Here is a 1,127-nt window from a genome sequence, read left to right on the forward strand (position 1 = left end):
ATGGTCGATCCCAAGATGGTTGAGTTGTCTGTTTACAATGATATTCCCCACCTCTTGATTCCAGTCGTGACCAATCCACGCAAGGCCAGCAAGGCCCTGCAAAAGGTTGTGGATGAGATGGAAAACCGTTATGAACTTTTTGCCAAGGTGGGAGTTCGTAACATTGCAGGCTTTAATGCCAAGGTAGAAGAGTTCAATGCCCAGTCTGAGTACAAGCAGATTCCGCTACCGCTCATTGTCGTGATTGTAGATGAGTTGGCTGACCTCATGATGGTGGCCAGCAAGGAAGTGGAAGATGCTATCATCCGTCTCGGGCAGAAGGCGCGTGCTGCTGGTATCCATATGATTCTTGCAACTCAGCGTCCATCTGTTGATGTCATCTCTGGGTTGATTAAGGCCAATGTTCCGTCTCGTGTGGCGTTTGCGGTTTCATCAGGGACAGACTCTCGTACGATTTTGGATGAAAATGGAGCAGAAAAACTGCTTGGCCGAGGGGACATGCTCTTTAAACCAATCGATGAAAATCACCCTGTTCGTCTCCAAGGCTCCTTTATCTCGGATGATGATGTCGAACGCATCGTAAACTATATCAAGGCTCAGGCTGATGCGGACTACGATGAAAGTTTTGATCCAGGTGAAGTTTCTGAAAATGACGGAGAATTTTCAGATGGTGAATCTGGTGGAGATCCGCTTTTTGAAGAAGCTAAGGCTCTAGTCATTGAGACCCAGAAAGCCAGCGCATCTATGATTCAGCGTCGTTTATCAGTTGGATTTAACCGTGCGACCCGTCTCATGGAAGAACTGGAGATGGCAGGTGTCATTGGTCCAGCTGAGGGGACCAAGCCAAGAAAAGTTTTACAACAATAAAAAAATAGCTTCTTTCCAAGTTGTGAGGGAAGCTATTTTACTGGCTATTGATTGGTTTTATTTTCTGAAGTTGGGGTATTGGACTGTTTTTCATTATCAGCGGCAGGTTTACTTGGAGTAGGAGTAGAAGAATCCTGAGTTGATGCTTTCTGCTCTTCCTTTTTCTCTTCTTTGACGCTAGATTTTGGCGTTTCTTCTTGTTGTGTTTTTTCTTGGGTAGTGTTAGTTTCCTTATTGGGACTGGTGTTTTCCTTAGGGAC

The 1,127-nt window shown here is 45.4% G+C and carries 1 protein-coding gene and 1 pseudogene; one reads left to right on the forward strand and one right to left on the reverse strand.

Features of this window, described 5'->3' with window-relative positions; all coding sequences use genetic code 11:
• A partial coding sequence (locus SMIDD26_RS02890) for an FtsK/SpoIIIE domain-containing protein (RefSeq protein ID WP_134990121.1) occupies nt 1–867 on the forward strand: 867 nt, incomplete at its 5' end.
• Between the two features lie 44 nt (nt 868–911).
• Here SMIDD26_RS02890 and SMIDD26_RS02895 read toward each other — a convergent pair.
• A pseudogene (locus SMIDD26_RS02895) lies at nt 912–1,127 on the reverse strand (hypothetical protein); the annotation flags it as partial.

The sequence above is a fragment of the Streptococcus mitis genome (assembly GCF_001579035.1).
Taxonomy (GTDB): domain Bacteria; phylum Bacillota; class Bacilli; order Lactobacillales; family Streptococcaceae; genus Streptococcus; species Streptococcus mitis_J.